Raw genomic sequence first — 2,301 nt, 5'->3', positions numbered from 1 at the left:
ACGGGCCAAAATGGAACTCAAAATCCTGATGCCGGAGGATGCCAAAGAGGCCTTCGGCCACGGCGTCAAGGCCAAACGTTCCAAATCCGGAGCGATCAGCTTCGATCTCCTCGACGTGGAGGCGAGCTATGCACCAGTCCGGTGAAACCATCGGCGCGATCGCGGCGGCGCTGGCCAAGGCGCAGGCCGAGCTCACCAACCCGGAGAAATCGCTAACCGCCACCATCCGCTCGCCGTTCCCACGTGAGGCGGATCGGACCTTTCGCTATGCCCCGCTGTCCAGCGGCCTCGATATTGTGCGGAAATGCCTCGGCCGGAATGAGATCGCGGCGGTGCAGACGACGGCCATTGACAATGAAGCGGGGCTCATCCGGCTCACGACCGTGTTGGCCCATTCCTCAGGCGAATGGATCTCTTCGGATTGGCCGGTGTGTCCGGTGAGCGAGACCGCTGCGCCGCATCGCCTGGGCGCCGCCCTCACCTATGCGCGCCGCTATGCGCTGTTCACGCTGGTCGGGATTGCCGGTGAAGATGACGCCGATGCGCCGGACTTGGCGGCACCAGCACCGGCGAACACGCTGGGTGCTTCAAGGCGCAGTACGAACGGCAATGGAAGCACGCCCGTGAGGCCAGTGCCTGGTCGGCGGCACGGCAAATTGTCTGCGAGGCAGCGCAAACCCGTTCTCACGGAACCCGAATCTGCCGTTTTGCGGGACCAACTGCTGAGCGAGTTGGAAGGTCTTAACTCTCCAGATGAATTGGCTTCTTGGGCCCACCGAATCTTACCCGCAAAGAATACCCTCGCCGCCATCGATGCTCGGCTGCTCGAAGAAGCCTTCGCGCCCAAGATGACGGCGCTTGCTGATGCGGGTGAAGAGGACGCTCAGAAAGCTCGGCCAGCAGACACCGATAGCATGCGGCTACCCACAGAGCGCAAGCGAGCGCGGCGAAACACATCACGACGGCACTCATCGACGCCGAGCGGTATCGATAAAAGCGTCTTGGCGTTTCCTGAGCCGCGCCGCCTTCGCGACAAAGACCACCTGAAGTTCGTCTCGACGCAGCCCTGCCTGGTCTGCGAACGGCAACCCGCAGATGCGCACCACATTCGCTTTGCCCAGCATCGCGCGTTAGGGCGCAAGGTCAGCGACGAATTCACCGTCCCGCTCTGCCGTACTCATCATCACGAGATTCACCGCTGCGGTGACGAGGCTGCATGGTGGGGCAAGCACCGCTTGGATCCACTGATCGTAGCCTCGACTCTATGGCGGCAAACGCACCCTCTCCCCGCAAAACCTCAGTGGTCGGGCTCTGATGAATCAGCGGCTGACGTACAAAATATCGCAAACGGCAAAGACGCAGGAGAGCACACTGGCCGAGTCGACCCGGGGAATTTCACCCCGAGTCGCTCACAGATTCCGGACGTGACACTCTCGCGTCATCCGGCTCGTGCCACCGGACGAAGGCTGCCGCCTTCCGTTGGGACTTGAAGCTCCTCCCTTTGACGGTTGGCTCCTTCCCAACGCCGATGACCTGCCCCCTTCGCTCTGCGGGCATTACCCCGCTTCATCGCTACTACAAGGCAGTCCGCCCCTCTCCGACGCATCGGTACTTTCGGCCTCGCGGGTTTACCACTTGGGCCTTTTCCCTTGGCATCGTCGGCCAGGTTCTCAAGTTCCGTGCAAGAGCCCGCATGAGATTCACGCCTCCTCTACACCGGACACCACATGGCCAATAAGTAGGTTCTCGCCATGTTCTTCCTGGAGCAGGAGTGAGGCCCCAGTTTTGATGTCATCTAGCGACTTTCGATGCTTCATCGGAGGTTTGCTTGCGCTCGTCTCTCTCATCCATACCTGACGTGATCAAAGTCACGCCTTTTTTAACCAAGACGTTCACCACCGCGGGTTTTGGCCGAAGCAGCTCTTGGCGGTTTGAAGCCTCCCCCTGCAGAGCGGCTCCGAAGGGCCTTCCTTCATCTCTCACACAGCATGACGCTCGCGCGTCTTCTTGACACAACACCCCCTGACGCACCGGCTCCAGCGCCTCGAAGCGGTTGGCCGATCGCGAAGCATGAATGCCGACGACTTCCGAATTGGCGTGTTCCACGGCAACGAAGACATAGGCTCGGCCTTCCCCGACGGTGATCGTCTGTGTCATGTCCGTTCCCCACATTTCATTGACCTTGTCGGTGATGATCGTCCCATCGTGCAGCTTGGCTTCGGTGCGTCCAACGCGATGAGGCACGAGCAAGCCGTTCTCGCGCATCACGCGTCGCACACGGCGGGGGCTCGCCCGAACGCC

General features: G+C 61.1%; 2 protein-coding genes and 1 pseudogene. 2 read left to right on the top strand and 1 reads right to left on the bottom strand.

The window, feature by feature from the left end:
* Together VF515_08525 and VF515_08520 are read left to right on the top strand one after the other, a co-directional pair.
* On the top strand, nt 1-145 hold a 145-nt coding region (locus VF515_08525), incomplete at its 5' end, for an endonuclease (GenBank protein ID HEX7407677.1).
* Nucleotides 129-1,490 carry an ERF family protein gene (locus tag VF515_08520; protein ID HEX7407676.1) on the top strand — a complete coding sequence of 454 codons (1,362 nt, stop codon included), beginning with the start codon at nt 129-131 and terminating at the stop codon, nt 1,488-1,490. The genes VF515_08525 and VF515_08520, both read left to right, overlap by 17 nt.
* Before the next feature lie 529 nt (nt 1,491-2,019).
* Here VF515_08520 and VF515_08515 read toward each other — a convergent pair.
* Nucleotides 2,020-2,301, bottom strand: a pseudogene (locus tag VF515_08515) (IS3 family transposase).

Source organism: Candidatus Binatia bacterium, assembly GCA_036382395.1.
GTDB lineage: Bacteria > Desulfobacterota > Binatia > HRBIN30 > HRBIN30 > JAGDMS01.
This window is presented reverse-complemented; position numbering and strand designations above follow the sequence as displayed.

Coding starts and splice junctions, on each gene's coding strand:
- VF515_08520 (HEX7407676.1), top strand. CDS start 129: ATGCACCAGTCCGGTGAAACCATCGGCGCGATCGCGGCGGCGCTGGCC.